Consider the following 16,211-nt stretch of genomic DNA (forward strand, 5'->3'; position numbering starts at 1 on the left):
GCTAACCAATTGAAAATAAAAAAGAGAACATTCTCTAAGCGTAGCCAGTTTAACGGCCTGCGCCATCTCTTTATCGCCCTTTTACCCTCTTTTACGCTTTTGACACTGGCTTAATCCTCCCCATTAGTTTAGAGTTTCCTTAATTAAGTAAAGACTAAACTAATATGACTGAACTCGAACAACTTCAGGCCAGCGCCGGACAGGCCGCAGCCCTGTTAAAAGCGATGAGCAATCCGCGTCGGTTGCTGATCCTCTGCATGCTGTGCGGTACACCGGGTACCAGCGCGGGCGATCTGGCGCGGGCGACGGGGCTTAGCCCATCCGCCACGTCACAACATCTGGCGCGTATGCGTGAAGAGGGGCTTATCGACAGCACCCGTGAAGCGCAGCGCATTCTGTATTTCATTAAAAACGATGCGGTGCATCAGCTGATCAGCACCCTGAAAAGCCTCTATTGCCCGTAAGGAGCCACCATGTCACTACCGCTCATTTCACCCCAGCAGGCCAATGCGCTCGTTGCTGAAGGTGCAAAACTGATCGATATTCGCGATCCCGACGAATATGCCCGCGAGCATATTCCCGCCGCCCGGTCCGTGCCGCTGGACACCTTACCCGGCGGGCTTGAGACGCACGCGGGCGAAACGGTGATTTTTCACTGCCAGTCTGGCGCCCGGACATCCTCGAACGCAGCCCGCCTTGCTCAGGCTGCCGCGCCTGCTCAGGCGTTTATCGTTGAAGGCGGAATTCAGGGGTGGAAGCAGGCCGGGTTGATCACGCAGGAAGACACATCACAGCCGCTGCCGTTGATGCGCCAGGTACAAATTGCCGCCGGGCTGCTCACCCTGTGCGGGGTCGTGCTGGGCTTTACGCTCTCCAGCGGCTTTTTCCTGCTGAGCGGCTTTGTGGGTGCCGGGCTGCTGTTTGCCGGGCTGACCGGGTTTTGCGGAATGGCGAGACTGCTGAAAGTGATGCCCTGGAACCGGCGTACCTCGTAAGCAGTAATCGGTGAAATACGCTGTACCCGGTATCAGACGTGGGCTAAGGTGAAGATCATTGAAACGATGAGGAGGTAGTATGTTTTCTGTCGGTGATTATGTGCAACCGCGTAAAGGCGGCCCAAAACTGAAAGTACTCGAAGTGAACGGCGATAGCGTTGTGGCGGTTCAGGCCAGCAATGAGCAAGGCGAGAAATTTACCCTGAAGGCCGCAGACCTGGCCCTGTATACCGAAGAGGGTGATTTCGGCGTCTGCTAAACAGGCAACCGGGCGGAGTCCTCCGCCCGGCTCATGGATTAAATCAGAAAATCATCCAGTGATTTACCGTTTGCCAGTGCATTGGCAATAGGCTTTGGCGTACGCCCCTGACCGGTCCATGTTTTCTCTTCACCGTTGAGATCAATAAAGCGATATTTCGCTTCACGCGGTTTACGTTTTTTCGCTGGCTTACCGGCCTGCGCCATATCTGAACCGAGGAGATCGGACGGTGAAATACCATCAGCTTTCATCAGTTCCAGCAGGGCATTAATTTTTTCCTGCTGCTCAGCGCGTTGTTGCTCTAATTCCGCCAGCTCACTCCGTTTCTCTTCAGCAACGACCCTGACTTTTTCCAGCATTTCTTCAAGAACGTCCAGGGATAATTCACGCGCCATCGCACGCAGAGTTCGGATATTATTAAGATTCTGTAACGTCAAAGACATATATTTGAAAACCTTTTCTTTAGGGTAAATCGAAAAATCGACAAGAGAATAATTCATTTCGCCTGGAATATCTACCCGCGGGCACGTCTTGCTAAAAATGTAAATGTTTTAAAATATCGCGTTTAATAATATCCGCGGATAACTGTCGATACCGCCGGATTCAATCTTTATCTCAGTATAAACGGTTAGATTTAATCCAAATCAAAGCATGCCGCACTGCCGTCGTTCGGGCAGAACGTTCGCTTCGACACGCTCAAGATCAACAGATTGATTTACATACAAAAACTGACGGCAGGGACAGATTATAACGAACCGAACAAAAAACACGCAATTTTAGAGAATTTTGTGGACAAAACGCGACTAAATAAAAATTAATAACTAGTTGTTAGTTCAAAGGCAGAGATATACGCTATACACGCCTGACAAACCAACCTAAAGCACTAACCGCTGAGGGAAAATCGTTTCTATTGTGTTCTTCTCAAGGAGTTCAGACATGTTCTCACCGCAATCTCGCCTGCGCCATGCGGTAGCGGATACCTTCGCGATGGTTGTTTACTGTTCCGTCGTGAACATGCTGATCGAAATTTTCCTCTCCGGAATGTCCTTTGAGCAGTCACTTTCTTCTCGTCTGGTGGCAATTCCGGTCAACATTATTATTGCGTGGCCTTATGGATTATACCGCGATGCGGTCATGCGCTTTGCGCGTCGTATTAGCCCGTCAGGGTGGGTGAAAAACCTCGCCGACGTTCTGGCATACGTGACGTTCCAGTCGCCGGTTTACGTGGCTATTCTGCTGACAGTGGGCGCAGACTGGCATCAAATCGTCGCTGCGGTCAGTTCAAATATCGTGATTTCAATGCTGATGGGTGCGGTGTATGGCTATTTTCTCGACTACTGTCGCCGCCTGTTTAAGGTCAGCCAGTACAGCCAGGCCAAAGCATGATGTGAGGCGACTGGCGAATGCCAGTCGCAGATTTACTGTACGTCGCCAAACAGTCCCTTCAAAAACCGCTCCAGCGCCATACGCGAACTGAAGCCATGCGGAATACCATAATGTTCATGCGTTTCACCACCTAAATACAGTGGGAATTGCTGATAATGATCGCAGGTTTTAATATCCGAGGCAGGCTCAGCAAATGACAAACTTCTGTCTTTCAGCGTCGGGTGAATAATGAGAGCGGTACGTCCCATTCTTGCTTCACGATTAACGTAAACATAATTCTCGCCACGGCGATATCCATACGCTTTTGATGTCACCTCATCCATGGTGAATCCCTCTTTTTCAAGAACGCGCGCCACCTCATCAGGTCGTAAATACATATCTTTTCCTCGTTATCTTTTCCTGCCCGGCAACCTTACAGTATTCAGCATTAGCAGGGCTTTCAGAATATTCCATAAACTGCCAGATAACGCGTGCCGCGCTTCAGATATTAAATTTCTGGACTAAACTAAACGGGAACGCAAAATTACGGAGGATCGTATGTTTAACAGACCGAACCGAAACGATATTAACGACGACACACAGGATATTCGTAACGATGTCAGCCAATTAGCGGACTCGCTGGAAGAAGTGCTGAAATCCTGGGGTTCCGGTGCGAAGGACGAAGCGGATGCCGCAAAACGTAAGGCTCAGTCTTTGCTACGTGAAACCCGCGCCCGCATGAATGGGCGTTCGCGCACCACGCAGGCTGCCTGCGATGCCATTAGCTGCGCCAATACCTTCGTTCGCGAAAAACCCCTCTGTACGCTTGGTACGGTAGCCGCGGTGGGTATCTTCGTGGGGGCGCTGCTTAGCCTGCGCAAATAGTCGTCTCAGCCTGTCCGTATCCGCCCCGGTCGCGTCAGCCCCCGGGGCTTTTCTTTGCCTGCGCGTCTGAAAAAGCCGTACAGCCCGCCCTGCCCCGCTGTGCTCATCATCGGGGCTATATCAATCTGAAATTCCCATATCTTGTATGGTTGAATCTTACGACAACTACATCTAGTATTCCCTTTAGCAAGATACACACAACCTGACGCGATGATTCGCGCCGCTCTCTCATTTTAAATGGAAATACGAATCATGAGCATTATTATTTACACTCGTAACGATTGTGTTCAGTGCCACGCGACAAAACGTGCAATGGAAAGCCGTGGAGTGGCCTTTGAGATGGTGAATATTGACCTGCAGCCCGAAGCTGCCGATACCCTGCGGGCGCAAGGTTTTCGCCAGCTGCCGGTCGTCGTCGCCGGGGAGACCAGCTGGTCCGGCTTTCGCCCCGACATGATTAACCGCCTCGCCGCCCAGGCCGCCAGGGCATGACTGGGCTGGTCTACTTCTCCAGCAGCTCGGAAAACACGCTCCGCTTTATTGAGCGCGTCGGGCTGCCTGCGATACGTATCCCGCTTAATGAGCGGGAACGGATCCGGGTAGACGAACCCTACATTCTGGTGGTCCCGAGCTATGGTGGAGGTGGCACCGCGGGGGCCGTGCCTCGCCAGGTGATCCGCTTTCTCAACGATCCCCACAACCGACAGCTTATTCGCGGCGTTATCGCGGCGGGCAATCGCAATTTCGGCGATGCCTTTGGTCGTGCCGGGGATGTCATTTCTCAAAAATGCGGCGTGCCGTCTCTCTATCGTTTTGAACTGATGGGGACACAGCAGGACGTAGAGAACGTGCGTAAAGGAGTGAACGAATTTTGGCAACGACAACCGCAGAACGTGTAATTCAGGCGACACCGGATTACCACGCATTAAACGCAATGCTGAACCTCTATGACCGTGAGGGGCACATTCAGTTTGGCAAAGATCATGAGGCGGTGGAGGCGTTTATCGCCACCCACGTCCGCCCCAACAGCATGACCTTTGCAAGCCAGAATGAACGTCTCGATTATCTGGTCAAGGAAGGCTATTACGAAGAGCGCGTGCTGGCCCGGTACGATCGTGCCTTTGTGGAGACGCTGTTCGGGCAGGCCCATAGCCGCGGTTTTCGTTTCCAGACGTTTCTTGGCGCATGGAAGTTTTACACCAGCTATACCCTGAAAACGTTCGACGGCAAACGCTATCTTGAAAGCTTCGAGGACCGCGTGGTGATGGTTGCCCTGACGCTCGCGCAGGGCGATGAAACGCTGGCAGAACGCCTGATGGATGAGATGCTCTCCGGCCGTTTCCAGCCCGCCACACCGACCTTTCTCAATTGCGGAAAAGCCCAGCGCGGCGAGCTGGTCTCCTGCTTCCTGCTGCGCATCGAAGACAATATGGAGTCGATTGGTCGCGCGGTGAATTCGGCGCTGCAGCTCTCCAAACGCGGCGGCGGTGTGGCGTTTCTGCTGTCGAACCTGCGTGAAGCCGGTGCGCCAATTAAGCGCATCGAAAACCAGTCCTCCGGCGTGATTCCGGTCATGAAAATGCTGGAAGATGCTTTCTCGTATGCCAACCAGCTGGGGGCGCGTCAGGGCGCGGGGGCGGTCTATCTGCACGCGCACCATCCGGATATTTTGCGCTTCCTGGATACCAAACGTGAAAACGCCGATGAAAAAATCCGCATTAAGACCCTGTCGCTTGGGGTGGTGATTCCGGATATCACCTTTGCGCTCGCCAAAGAAAATGCCGAGATGGCGCTCTTCTCGCCATACGACATTGAGCGTATTTACGGGAAAGCGTTTGGTGATGTGGCGATAAGCGCCCTGTATCACGATCTGGTGGCCGACGATCGCATTCGTAAGAAGTACATTAATGCCCGCGATTTCTTCCAGACGCTGGCCGAAATTCAGTTTGAGTCCGGCTATCCGTACATCATGTATGAAGATACGGTCAACCGTGCTAACCCGATTGCCGGGCGAATCAATATGAGCAACCTCTGCTCCGAGATATTGCAGGTGAACAGCGCATCCACGTATGACGAAAACCTGGACTACGCCGACATCGGCAAAGACATCTCCTGTAACCTCGGGTCGCTGAATATTGCCCACACCATGGACTCCCCCGATTTTGGCCGCACGGTGGAGACCGCTATTCGTGGGCTGACCGCGGTGTCAGACATGAGCCACATCCGCAGCGTGCCGTCCATTGAAGCCGGTAATGCCGCCTCGCACGCCATCGGCCTTGGGCAGATGAACCTCCACGGCTATCTGGCGCGGGAAGGTATCGCCTACGGTAGCCCGGAAGGACTGGATTTCACCAACCTCTATTTTTACACCATTACCTGGCATGCGCTGCATACCTCAATGATGCTGGCGCGCGAGCGTAACCAGCGCTTTGCGGGCTTTGAACAGTCGCGTTACGCCAGCGGTGAGTACTTCAGGCCATATCTGGAAGGAGACTGGCAGCCGAAAACCGACAAAGTGCGCCAGCTGTTTGCCGATGCCGGGGTTCTCCTGCCCACCCGCGAGATGTGGCAGCAGCTGCGGGACGATGTGATGCGTTACGGCATCTATAACCAGAACCTGCAGGCCGTACCGCCAACCGGATCAATCTCTTACATTAACCACGCCACGTCGAGTATCCACCCGATTGTGTCGAAGATTGAGATCCGCAAGGAAGGTAAGACCGGGCGCGTTTACTACCCTGCCCCGTTTATGACCAACGACAATCTGGCCCTGTATCAGGACGCGTATGAGATTGGCCCTGAGAAAATTATTGATACCTACGCCGAGGCGACAAAACACGTGGATCAGGGGCTGTCGCTGACGCTCTTCTTCCCGGACACCGCCACCACGCGCGACATCAACCGGGCGCAGATTTACGCCTGGAAGAGAGGGATCAAAACCCTCTACTACATTCGCCTGCGCCAGCGTGCGCTGGAAGGCACCGAAATTGAAGGCTGCGTGTCCTGCGCGCTGTAAGGAGAAAGGATGAAACTGTCACGCGTGAGTGCCGTTAACTGGAATAAAATTCAGGATGATAAAGACCTGGAGGTGTGGAACCGCCTGACCAGCAACTTCTGGCTGCCGGAAAAAGTCCCGCTTTCAAACGATATTCCGGCCTGGCAAACCCTCAGCCACGCCGAACAGCAGCTGACGATCCGTGTGTTCACCGGTCTGACGCTACTGGACACCATTCAAAATACCGTCGGTGCCCCTGCGCTGATGGCCGACGCGCTGACGCCTCACGAAGAGGCAGTGATGTCGAACATCAGCTTTATGGAGGCGGTCCATGCCCGCTCCTACAGCTCGATTTTTTCGACGCTGTGCCAGACCAAAGATGTGGACGCGGCGTACACCTGGAGCGAAGAAAGCGAGTCATTGCAGCGAAAGGCCAGCCTGGTGCTGGAGTATTATCAGGCCGACGAACCGCTGAAGAAAAAAATTGCCAGCGTGTTTCTCGAATCCTTCCTGTTCTATTCGGGCTTCTGGTTACCGATGTACTGGTCGAGCCGCGGCAAACTGACCAACACCGCCGATTTAATTCGCCTCATCATTCGTGATGAAGCCGTACACGGGTACTACATCGGCTATAAATATCAGAAAGGGCTGGAGAACGTCAGCGAAGAAAAGCGCGAAGCGTTAAAAGGTTTTGCCCTCGATTTGCTGATGGATTTGTACGAGAACGAACTGAGTTATACCGAAGAATTGTACGCCGGTACCGGTTGGGAGGAGGAGGTAAAAGCGTTTCTTTGCTACAACGCCAATAAAGCGCTGATGAATCTCGGCTACGAAGCGCTTTTCCCACCGGAAATGGCCGACGTGAACCCGGCGATCCTGGCGGCACTGTCACCCAACGCCGATGAAAACCACGATTTCTTCTCCGGGTCTGGTTCGTCGTATGTGATGGGCAAAGCGGTGGAGACCGAAGATGAGGACTGGGATTTTTAATGAGCGGATTAACGTTCATTAATTTAATATAAATCTAACAATTTCCTCCCTAATATTTTACGGGCAACTACACTGTAATTCCCCGTTCATATTCGCCTGAATCACTCCGATTCAGGCGAAATTTCGCTGTGCAAAAGCAAAAAATTCAGAAAAATTCAAACCACGCTCAGCCCTTTACTCATGGGAAATTCAGCCGTTTCGCTTACGGCAAAATTCCTGCCATAAGCAAACCCAGGGTTGTCTCAGATTCTCAGTATGTTAGGGTAATGCCAGTTAACTATTTACCATGGTAATGATATCGACATAAACAAATAACAGGACACTCTCTATTGCATGGCAATTAAATTAGAAGTGAAAAATCTTTATAAAGTATTTGGCGAGCATCCTCAGCGCGCATTCAAATATATTGAGAAAGGCCTTTCAAAAGAGCAAATTCTGGAAAAAACCGGGCTGTCGCTTGGCGTTAAAGACGCCAGTCTGGCCATTGAAGAAGGCGAGATTTTTGTCATCATGGGGTTATCCGGTTCGGGTAAATCCACTATGGTTCGCCTTCTCAATCGCCTGATTGAACCCACCCGTGGACAGGTGCTGATAGATGGCGTTGATATCGCCAGAATATCAGAGGCTGAACTTCGCGAGGTGCGCAGAAAGAAGATTGCAATGGTGTTCCAGTCATTCGCGCTGATGCCGCATATGACGGTTCTGGATAATGCCGCCTTTGGCATGGAATTAGCGGGCGTTACCGCTAATGAACGTCAGGAAAAAGCGCTGGATGCATTACGTCAGGTAGGCCTCGAGAATTATGCGCATGCCTACCCGGATGAGCTTTCCGGCGGGATGCGCCAGCGTGTCGGATTAGCCCGCGCATTAGCCATTAACCCAGACATTTTATTAATGGATGAAGCCTTCTCGGCACTCGATCCATTAATTCGCACCGAGATGCAGGATGAGCTGGTAAAATTACAGGCTAAACATCAACGTACCATTGTTTTTATTTCCCACGATCTTGATGAAGCCATGCGTATTGGTGACCGTATTGCCATTATGCAAAATGGTGAAGTGGTGCAGGTCGGCACGCCGGATGAAATTCTGAATAATCCGGCCAATGATTATGTGCGCACCTTCTTCCGCGGCGTGGATATTAGTCAGGTCTTTAGTGCGAAAGATATCGCCCGTCGTTCACCGAACGGTCTTATCCGCAAAACACCGGGCTTTGGTCCGCGCTCTGCACTGAAACTGTTGCAGGATGAAGATCGGGAATACGGTTATCTGATCGAACGCGGTAATAAATTTGTTGGCATTGTTTCCATCGACTCCCTGAAAACCGCGCTCAGCGAAAATCAGGGTATTGATGCGGCGGTTATCGACTCCCCGCTTGCCGTGGACGCCGAAACGCCGCTCAGCGAGCTGCTCTCTCACGTTGGTCAGGCCCCGTGTGCCGTACCGGTAGTCAGTGAGGAACAACAGTACGTCGGCATCATCTCAAAACGCATGTTGCTGCAGGCTTTAGATCGCGAGGGGACAAACAATGGCTGATCAATCTAACCCGTGGGGAACCACCGAGGCGGCGGACAGCGCTGCTCAATCTGCCGATGCGTGGGGGTCTTCCACGCCTGTGCCAACCGATGGCGGCGCGGCGGACTGGCTCAACAGTGCACCGGCCCCTGCGCCAGAGCACTTCAATATTATGGATCCGTTTCATAAAACGCTGATCCCGCTGGATAGCTGGGTCACGGAGGGGATCGACTGGGTAGTGACTCACTTCCGTCCGGTCTTCCAGGGGATCCGCGTACCGGTGGATTACATCCTGAACGGTTTCCAGCAGCTGATGCTCGGCATGCCCGCGCCGGTCGCTATTGTGCTCTTCTCCCTGATTGCCTGGCAGTTTGGCAGCGCCGGCATGGGTGTCGCCACGCTGATCTCACTGATTGCCATCGGCGCGATTGGCGCCTGGTCACAGGCAATGATCACCTTAGCGCTGGTGCTCACCGCCCTGCTCTTCTGCGTCGCTATCGGCCTGCCGATGGGGATCTGGCTGGCGCGCAGTCCTCGGGCGGCGAAGATTATTCGTCCGCTGCTGGATGCGATGCAGACCACCCCCGCGTTTGTCTACCTGGTGCCGATCGTGATGCTGTTTGGTATCGGCAACGTGCCGGGCGTCGTGGTGACCATTATCTTCGCCCTGCCGCCGGTCATTCGTCTGACGATACTCGGGATTAACCAGGTACCGGCCGATCTTATCGAGGCGTCGCGTTCATTTGGTGCCAGCCCGCGCCAGATGCTGTTTAAAGTTCAGCTTCCGCTGGCGATGCCAACCATCATGGCGGGTGTCAACCAGACGCTGATGCTGGCCCTCTCCATGGTAGTAATTGCCTCAATGATCGCCGTCGGCGGGCTGGGTCAGATGGTGCTGCGCGGCATTGGTCGTCTTGATATGGGACTGGCCACCGTGGGCGGCGTCGGCATTGTGATCCTCGCCATTATCCTTGACCGCCTGACGCAGGCTGTCGGTCGTGATTCACGCAGTCGCGGCAACCGTCGCTGGTATAGCACCGGCCCTGTCGGGTTAATCACCCGCCCATTCAGAAAATAAGGAACAACGATGCGACATCGCGTACTTTTTGCCACAGCGTTTGCCACCCTTGTCTCCACCAGCACGTTTGCTGCAGACCTGCCGGGCAAAGGCATTACCGTGCAACCGGTGCAGAGCACCATTTCAGAAGAGACCTTCCAGACGCTGTTAGTCAGCCGCGCGCTGGAAAAACTGGGCTATACGGTCAACACCCCAAGTGAAGTGGATTACAACGTGGGCTACACCTCGATTGCCTCCGGTGATGCCACCTTTACCGCCGTCAACTGGCAGCCGCTGCACGACGACATGTATGCCGCCGCCGGCGGGGATAAGAAATTCTACCGCGAAGGCACCTTCGTGACCGGCGCGGCGCAGGGGTACCTGATCGACAAGAAAACAGCCGACCAGTACCACATCACCAATATCGAGCAGCTGAAGGATCCGAAGATTGCCAAACTGTTCGACACCAACGGTGACGGCAAAGCTGACATGATGGGCTGCTCGCCGGGCTGGGGCTGTGAGGCGGTGATTAATCACCAGAACAAAGCCTTTGACCTGGCGAAAACGGTCGACGTCAGCCACGGTAACTACTCGGCGATGATGGCCGACACCATTGCCCGCTTCAAAGAGGGTAAACCGGTTATCTATTACACCTGGACACCGTACTGGGTGAGCGACGTGCTGAAGCCGGGGAAAGACGTGGTGTGGCTGCAGGTACCCTTCTCTTCCCTGCCGGGCGAGCAGAAAGATATCGACACCAAACTGCCAAACGGCATGAACTATGGCTTCCCGGTAAACACGATGCATATCGTTGCTAACAAAGCCTGGGCTGAGAAAAACCCGGCGGCAGCGAAGCTGTTCTCGGTGATGAAACTGCCTCTGGCGGACATCAACGCCCAGAACGCAATGATGCACGCGGGGAAATCGTCCGAAGCTGACATCAAAGGCCACGTGGATGGCTGGATCAAAGCCCACCAGCAGCAATTTGATGGCTGGGTAAAAGAAGCGATGGACGCGCAGAAGTCATAAGAGCCCTTCAGACCTGCCCTCTCCCCACGGGAGAGGGTTAACTCCCCTAAACCGCACAATCCAGCACGTAACAATCCCACCACATTCACAATCATTCGCTATTATGGTTCACGGAAAAATAATCACTTAACTCACGATTCCTGAACCTGATGACTAAAACAACTCAAGGGCTTAGCCCGGCACTCATCCTTTTAATGTCCGTGGCAACGGGTCTGGCCGTCGCCAGTAACTACTACGCGCAGCCACTGCTCGATACCATCGCCCGCGCGTTTAACCTTTCTGCCAGCTCCGCTGGCTTTATTGTCACCGCCGCGCAGCTTGGCTATGCCGCCGGGCTGCTTTTCCTCGTGCCGCTGGGCGATATGTTTGAGCGTCGGATGCTGATTGTCTCCATGACCCTGCTGGCCGCAGGCGGGATGCTGATCACCGCCAGCAGCCACTCGTTAACGATGATGATTATCGGCACCGCGTTAACGGGTCTGTTCTCCGTCGTGGCGCAGATTCTGGTTCCGCTCGCCGCCACTCTCGCCTCACCGGAAAAACGCGGCAAGGTGGTGGGAACAATCATGAGCGGCCTGCTGCTGGGGATTTTGCTGGCGCGGACCGTCGCCGGGCTGCTGGCGAGTCTTGGTGGCTGGCGTACCGTGTATTGGGTGGCGAGCGTACTGATGGCCGTGATGGCGCTTGCCCTGTGGCGCGGGCTGCCAAAGGTGAAGCAGGAAAATCACCTTAATTATCCGCAGCTTCTCGCCTCCGTTTTCAGCCTCTTCACACACGATAAACTGCTGCGTACACGTGCGTTGCTGGGCTGTTTGACCTTCGCCAACTTCAGCATCTTATGGACCTCAATGGCGTTTCTGCTGGCCGCGCCGCCGTTCAATTATTCCGAAGCGGTGATTGGTCTGTTTGGTCTGGCGGGCGCTGCGGGAGCCCTGGGCGCGCGTCCGGCGGGCGGACTGGCGGATAAAGGCAAATCCCATCTGACGACCTCTGCCGGGCTGGTTCTGCTCCTGCTCTCCTGGGCAGCCATATGGTATGGCCATACCTCTGTACTGGCGCTGATCGTCGGTATTCTGGTACTCGACCTCACCGTGCAGGGCGTGCATATCACTAACCAGACCGTCATCTACCGCGTGAAGCCAGAGGCGCGTAACCGCCTCACGGCCGGATACATGACCAGCTATTTTATTGGCGGCGCAGCGGGTTCGTTAATTTCAGCCTCGGCGTGGCAGCATGCCGGTTGGTCAGGCGTGTGTGGGATAGGGGCAATCGTCGCCGCGCTGAATCTGCTAGTATGGTGGCGTGGGTACCATCGCCAGGACGTAATTAACTAAGTTTTACATTGCTTTGGGCCTCTTAGGGTGTAAAGGGGCCCTGCACTCTGTTAATGTAAACGTAATCATTTATCCCAGAAATTTTAATGTGGGTGACATATTTTCTATCGGCATGAATAGTTCAGCCCCCCGTCCTCACATCCTCTCTTCCGCGGGTTCACTCCCAACGCTCTCTGTGCTCACCGGGTCACGGACTTACCCGGCGCTTTCTGATGGTGACATAAGTTTGGCGGATATAACCGCACAAATAATTCATTTACATTATTTGTCACTATCGTTACTATATCGGCTGTAATTAATGAGGTTATGCCCAAATGGATAGTTCGTTTACGCCCATTGAACAAATGCTTAAATTCCGCGCCAGTCGTCATGAGGACTTCCCGTATCAGGAGATCCTGCTGACCCGCCTGTGCATGCACATGCAGGGTAAGCTACTGGAAAATCGTAATAAGATGCTGAAAGCTCAAGGGATTAACGAGACGTTGTTTATGGCGTTAATTACGCTGGAGTCTCAGGAAAATCACAGCATTCAGCCGTCAGAGCTGAGCTGCGCGCTGGGTTCATCCCGTACTAATGCCACCCGTATTGCCGATGAACTGGAAAAACGCGGCTGGATTGAACGCCGTGAAAGCGATAACGATCGCCGCTGCCTGCATCTGCAGCTGACCGACAAAGGTCACCAATTCCTGCGTGAGGTGCTGCCACCTCAGCATAATTGCCTGCATCAACTGTGGTCTGCCCTCAGCACCACCGAGCGCGACCAGCTTGAGCACATTACTCGCAAGCTGCTGACCCGTCTGGACCAGATGGATGAAGACGGCGCTGTTCTAGAGGCGCTGCGCTAACGCGACAACACGCTCAACAATCCCAGACTCATAAGAAAACCGACAGGCCAGCACGTCACACTGCTGGCCTTTCTGACAACAGCTCGGCTCAGCCGATGTGAAAATAAGAAGATCGTGGAGAACAACAATGAGCGCAAATGCGGAGAGCACTACCCCGCAGCAACCGGTCAATAAAAAGGGCAAACGCAAAAGCGCCCTTATTGTACTGACATTGCTCTTTATTATTATTGCCGTGGCATATGGGATCTATTGGTTTTTAGTATTGCGTCATGCTGAAGAGACAGACGATGCATACGTGGCAGGGAACCAGGTACAAATTATGGCGCAGGTATCGGGCAGCGTGACGAAAGTCTGGGCTGATAACACCGATTTTGTGCAAAAAGGGGATGTATTGGTCACGCTCGATCCGACCGACGCCCAACAGGCTTTTGAAAAAGCCCAGACCGCGCTGGCCTCCAGCGTCCGTCAGACCCGCCAGCTGATGATCAACAGCAAGCAGCTGCAGGCCAACATCGACGTGCAGAAAACCGCACTGGCGCAGGCGCAAAGCGACCTGAACCGTCGCGTTCCCCTCGGCACTGCCAACCTGATTGGCCGTGAAGAGCTGCAGCACGCGCGTGATGCCGTTGCCAGCGCACAGGCGCAGCTGGACGTGGCGATTCAACAGTACAACGCCAACCAGGCGATGGTGCTGGGCACCAGCCTGGAAAACCAGCCTGCCGTGCAACAGGCTGCCACCGACGTGCGCAACGCGTGGCTTGCCCTGCAGCGTACTAAAATTGTCAGCCCGATGACCGGCTACGTCTCTCGTCGTTCCGTCCAGCCTGGCGCCCAAATTAGCCCAACCACGCCGCTGATGGCGGTCGTTCCGGCGGACAACCTGTGGGTTGATGCGAACTTTAAAGAGACGCAGCTTGCCCATATGCGTATCGGCCAGACCGCGACGGTGATCAGCGATATTTACGGTGATGACGTGAAGTACACCGGGAAAGTGGTCGGCCTGGATATGGGGACCGGCAGTGCCTTCTCCCTGTTGCCAGCGCAAAACGCCACCGGGAACTGGATCAAAGTGGTTCAGCGCTTGCCCGTACGTATTGAACTGGATGCAAAACAGCTGGCGGACCATCCGCTGCGTATTGGCCTCTCTACGCTGGTAACGGTTGATACCGCCAACCGCGATGGTCAGATCCTGGCAAGTCAGGTGCGCAGCACCCCGGCTTATGAAAGTAACGCCCGTGAAATTAGCCTCGATCCGGTCAATAAACTGATCGATGACATCGTGAAGGCAAACGCCGGTTAATCCGAAGGTGAGCGTTATGCAACAGCAAAAGCCGCAAAAACCGCTGGAGGGGGCGCAACTGGTTATCATGACCATTGCGCTGTCGCTGGCGACATTCATGCAGGTGCTGGACTCTACCATCGCAAACGTGGCGATCCCAACCATCGCCGGTAACCTTGGCTCGTCACTGAGCCAGGGGACCTGGGTCATTACCTCGTTTGGGGTGGCAAACGCCATCTCCATCCCTATCACCGGCTGGCTGGCGAAGCGCGTCGGTGAAGTGAAGCTGTTCCTGTGGTCAACGGTATTGTTCGTGCTCGCCTCCTGGGCGTGCGGCATGTCCAACAGCCTGACGATGCTGATCATCTTCCGCGTCATTCAGGGGATTGTGGCCGGGCCGCTGATTCCGCTGTCGCAGAGTTTGCTGCTGAACAACTATCCGCCCGCTAAGCGCTCTATCGCGCTGGCGCTGTGGTCAATGACGGTGATTGTCGCACCGATTTGCGGACCTATCCTCGGCGGCTATATCAGCGACAATTACCACTGGGGCTGGATCTTCTTCATCAACGTGCCGATTGGTGCGCTGGTGGTGATGCTGACCCTGCAAACGCTGCGCGGTCGCGAAACCCGAACAGAGCAGCGGCGAATTGACGCCATTGGCCTGGCGCTGCTGGTGGTCGGGATCGGTAGCCTGCAGGTGATGCTCGATCAGGGTAAAGAGCTGGACTGGTTTAACTCGACAGAGATTATCATCCTGACCGTTGTCGCGGTGATATCGCTGAGCTTCCTGATAGTCTGGGAGCTGACGGACGATAACCCGATCGTCGATCTCTCGCTGTTTAAGTCGCGAAACTTCACCATCGGCTGCCTGTGTATCAGCCTGGCCTACATGCTCTACTTCGGCGCAATCGTTCTGCTGCCGCAGCTGTTGCAGGAGGTATATGGCTACACCGCAACCTGGGCAGGTTTGGCTTCTGCGCCAGTGGGGTTAATTCCGGTCCTGCTGTCGCCGATTATCGGCCGCTTCGCTCACAAGCTCGACATGCGCAGGCTGGTGACCTTCAGCTTTATCATGTACGCGGTGTGCTTCTACTGGCGCGCGTATACGTTCGAGCCGGGCATGGACTTTGGCGCATCCGCATGGCCGCAGTTCATTCAGGGCTTCGCCGTGGCGTGCTTCTTTATGCCGCTGACGACCATTACGCTTTCCGGCTTACCGCCAGAGCGCATGGCGGCGGCATCAAGCCTGTCGAACTTTACGCGTACGCTGGCAGGCTCCATCGGGACGTCGATCACCACGACCCTTTGGACCAACCGCGAGTCGATGCACCATGCGCAATTGACCGAAGCGGTGAACCCGTTTAACCCTAACTCGCAGCAGATGTACAGTCAGCTTCAGGGAATGGGAATGACGGAGCAGCAGGCATCCGGCTGGATCGCCCAGCAGATCACCAACCAGGGCCTGATTATCTCGGCAAACGAGATATTCTGGATATCGGCGGGGATCTTTATCATCCTGCTGGGACTGGTATGGTTTGCCCGACCACCGTTTGGCGCCGGAGGCGGTGGCGGCGGTGCGCACTAACGTGCGGTGTCCAGATCGCGACAGCGATTGTCAGTAACGATAAAGCAGCGCTCCTGAAATCGATTCACGATAGTGAAA

Annotated in this window: 18 protein-coding genes; 16 read left to right on the forward strand and 2 right to left on the reverse strand. The window is 54.4% G+C overall.

Features of this window, described 5'->3' with window-relative positions:
- Positions 1 to 164: 164 nt before the first annotated feature.
- From BJ887_RS08665 to BJ887_RS08675, 3 genes are all read left to right on the forward strand, one after another.
- A complete protein-coding gene (locus tag BJ887_RS08665) occupies positions 165 to 464 on the forward strand; it encodes a helix-turn-helix transcriptional regulator (protein ID WP_020883869.1) in 300 nt (99 codons plus the stop codon).
- Positions 465 to 473: 9 nt separating this feature from the next.
- Positions 474 to 995 carry a rhodanese family protein gene (locus BJ887_RS08670; RefSeq protein ID WP_014171309.1) on the forward strand — a complete coding sequence of 174 codons (522 nt, stop codon included), beginning with the start codon at positions 474 to 476 and terminating at the stop codon, positions 993 to 995.
- 79 nt (positions 996 to 1,074) lie between these two features.
- The gene (locus BJ887_RS08675; RefSeq protein WP_014171310.1) at positions 1,075 to 1,254 is read left to right on the forward strand and encodes a hypothetical protein; all 180 of its coding nucleotides are present in this window, start codon (positions 1,075 to 1,077) and stop codon (positions 1,252 to 1,254) included.
- A 38-nt stretch (positions 1,255 to 1,292) separates the two neighbouring features.
- Here the strand turns inward: BJ887_RS08675 and stpA are convergent, their stop codons facing one another.
- A complete protein-coding gene (gene stpA, locus BJ887_RS08680; protein ID WP_020883867.1) occupies positions 1,293 to 1,697 on the reverse strand; it encodes a DNA-binding protein StpA in 405 nt (134 codons plus the stop codon).
- 493 nt (positions 1,698 to 2,190) lie between these two features.
- On the opposite strand from stpA, the gene alaE reads away from it, so the two are divergent.
- On the forward strand, positions 2,191 to 2,640 hold the full coding sequence (alaE, locus tag BJ887_RS08685; protein ID WP_020883866.1) for an L-alanine exporter AlaE: 450 nt from the start codon (positions 2,191 to 2,193) through the stop codon (positions 2,638 to 2,640).
- A gap of 32 nt (positions 2,641 to 2,672) precedes the next feature.
- Here alaE and BJ887_RS08690 read toward each other — a convergent pair whose 3' ends face one another.
- Positions 2,673 to 3,017, reverse strand: coding sequence for a DUF2002 family protein (locus BJ887_RS08690; RefSeq protein ID WP_006811693.1), 345 nt, complete (start codon positions 3,015 to 3,017; stop codon positions 2,673 to 2,675).
- Positions 3,018 to 3,177: 160 nt separating this feature from the next.
- Between BJ887_RS08690 and BJ887_RS08695 the strand changes: the two genes are divergently transcribed.
- The 12 genes from BJ887_RS08695 to emrB all read left to right on the forward strand — a co-directional run bounded on the left by BJ887_RS08695 (position 3,178) and on the right by emrB (position 16,133).
- Complete coding sequence (locus BJ887_RS08695) at positions 3,178 to 3,504, forward strand: DUF883 domain-containing protein (protein WP_014171314.1); 327 nt, start codon at positions 3,178 to 3,180, stop codon at positions 3,502 to 3,504.
- Positions 3,505 to 3,756: 252 nt separating this feature from the next.
- Positions 3,757 to 3,996 (forward strand): glutaredoxin-like protein NrdH, encoded by a 240-nt coding sequence (gene nrdH / locus BJ887_RS08700; protein ID WP_020883865.1) that lies wholly within the window; start codon positions 3,757 to 3,759, stop codon positions 3,994 to 3,996.
- Positions 3,993 to 4,403, forward strand: coding sequence for a class Ib ribonucleoside-diphosphate reductase assembly flavoprotein NrdI (gene nrdI / locus BJ887_RS08705; protein WP_121339768.1), 411 nt, complete (start codon positions 3,993 to 3,995; stop codon positions 4,401 to 4,403). The genes nrdH and nrdI overlap by 4 nt, the downstream gene beginning before the upstream one ends.
- Positions 4,376 to 6,520, forward strand: coding sequence for a class 1b ribonucleoside-diphosphate reductase subunit alpha (nrdE, locus tag BJ887_RS08710; RefSeq protein WP_086532183.1), 2,145 nt, complete (start codon positions 4,376 to 4,378; stop codon positions 6,518 to 6,520). Before nrdI ends, nrdE begins: the two co-directional genes overlap by 28 nt.
- A 9-nt stretch (positions 6,521 to 6,529) precedes the next feature.
- Positions 6,530 to 7,489, forward strand: a complete 960-nt coding sequence (gene nrdF, locus BJ887_RS08715) for a class 1b ribonucleoside-diphosphate reductase subunit beta (protein WP_020883863.1) — start codon at positions 6,530 to 6,532, stop codon at positions 7,487 to 7,489.
- 333 nt (positions 7,490 to 7,822) lie between these two features.
- Positions 7,823 to 9,025 carry a glycine betaine/L-proline ABC transporter ATP-binding protein ProV gene (gene proV / locus BJ887_RS08720; RefSeq protein WP_020883862.1) on the forward strand — a complete coding sequence of 401 codons (1,203 nt, stop codon included), beginning with the start codon at positions 7,823 to 7,825 and terminating at the stop codon, positions 9,023 to 9,025.
- Positions 9,018 to 10,082 (forward strand): glycine betaine/L-proline ABC transporter permease ProW, encoded by a 1,065-nt coding sequence (proW, locus tag BJ887_RS08725; RefSeq protein WP_121339769.1) that lies wholly within the window; start codon positions 9,018 to 9,020, stop codon positions 10,080 to 10,082. Before proV ends, proW begins: the two co-directional genes overlap by 8 nt.
- Before the next feature lie 9 nt (positions 10,083 to 10,091).
- Complete coding sequence (gene proX, locus BJ887_RS08730; protein WP_014171321.1) at positions 10,092 to 11,090, forward strand: glycine betaine/L-proline ABC transporter substrate-binding protein ProX; 999 nt, start codon at positions 10,092 to 10,094, stop codon at positions 11,088 to 11,090.
- 149 nt (positions 11,091 to 11,239) lie between these two features.
- Positions 11,240 to 12,424: an MFS transporter gene (locus BJ887_RS08735; protein ID WP_014171322.1), complete on the forward strand. Its 1,185-nt coding sequence runs from the start codon at positions 11,240 to 11,242 to the stop codon at positions 12,422 to 12,424.
- Between the two features lie 314 nt (positions 12,425 to 12,738).
- Complete coding sequence (gene emrR / locus BJ887_RS08740; protein ID WP_014171323.1) at positions 12,739 to 13,269, forward strand: multidrug efflux transporter EmrAB transcriptional repressor EmrR; 531 nt, start codon at positions 12,739 to 12,741, stop codon at positions 13,267 to 13,269.
- Between the two features lie 127 nt (positions 13,270 to 13,396).
- The gene (gene emrA, locus BJ887_RS08745; protein WP_020883861.1) at positions 13,397 to 14,569 is read left to right on the forward strand and encodes a multidrug efflux MFS transporter periplasmic adaptor subunit EmrA; all 1,173 of its coding nucleotides are present in this window, start codon (positions 13,397 to 13,399) and stop codon (positions 14,567 to 14,569) included.
- A 16-nt stretch (positions 14,570 to 14,585) separates the two neighbouring features.
- Positions 14,586 to 16,133, forward strand: a complete 1,548-nt coding sequence (gene emrB / locus BJ887_RS08750) for a multidrug efflux MFS transporter permease subunit EmrB (RefSeq protein ID WP_020883860.1) — start codon at positions 14,586 to 14,588, stop codon at positions 16,131 to 16,133.
- The last annotated feature ends 78 nt before the right edge of the window (positions 16,134 to 16,211 follow it).

This window comes from Enterobacter sp. WPR_3_1 (genome assembly GCF_003635055.1).
In the GTDB taxonomy this organism is placed as follows: Bacteria; Pseudomonadota; Gammaproteobacteria; order Enterobacterales; family Enterobacteriaceae; genus Enterobacter; species Enterobacter ludwigii.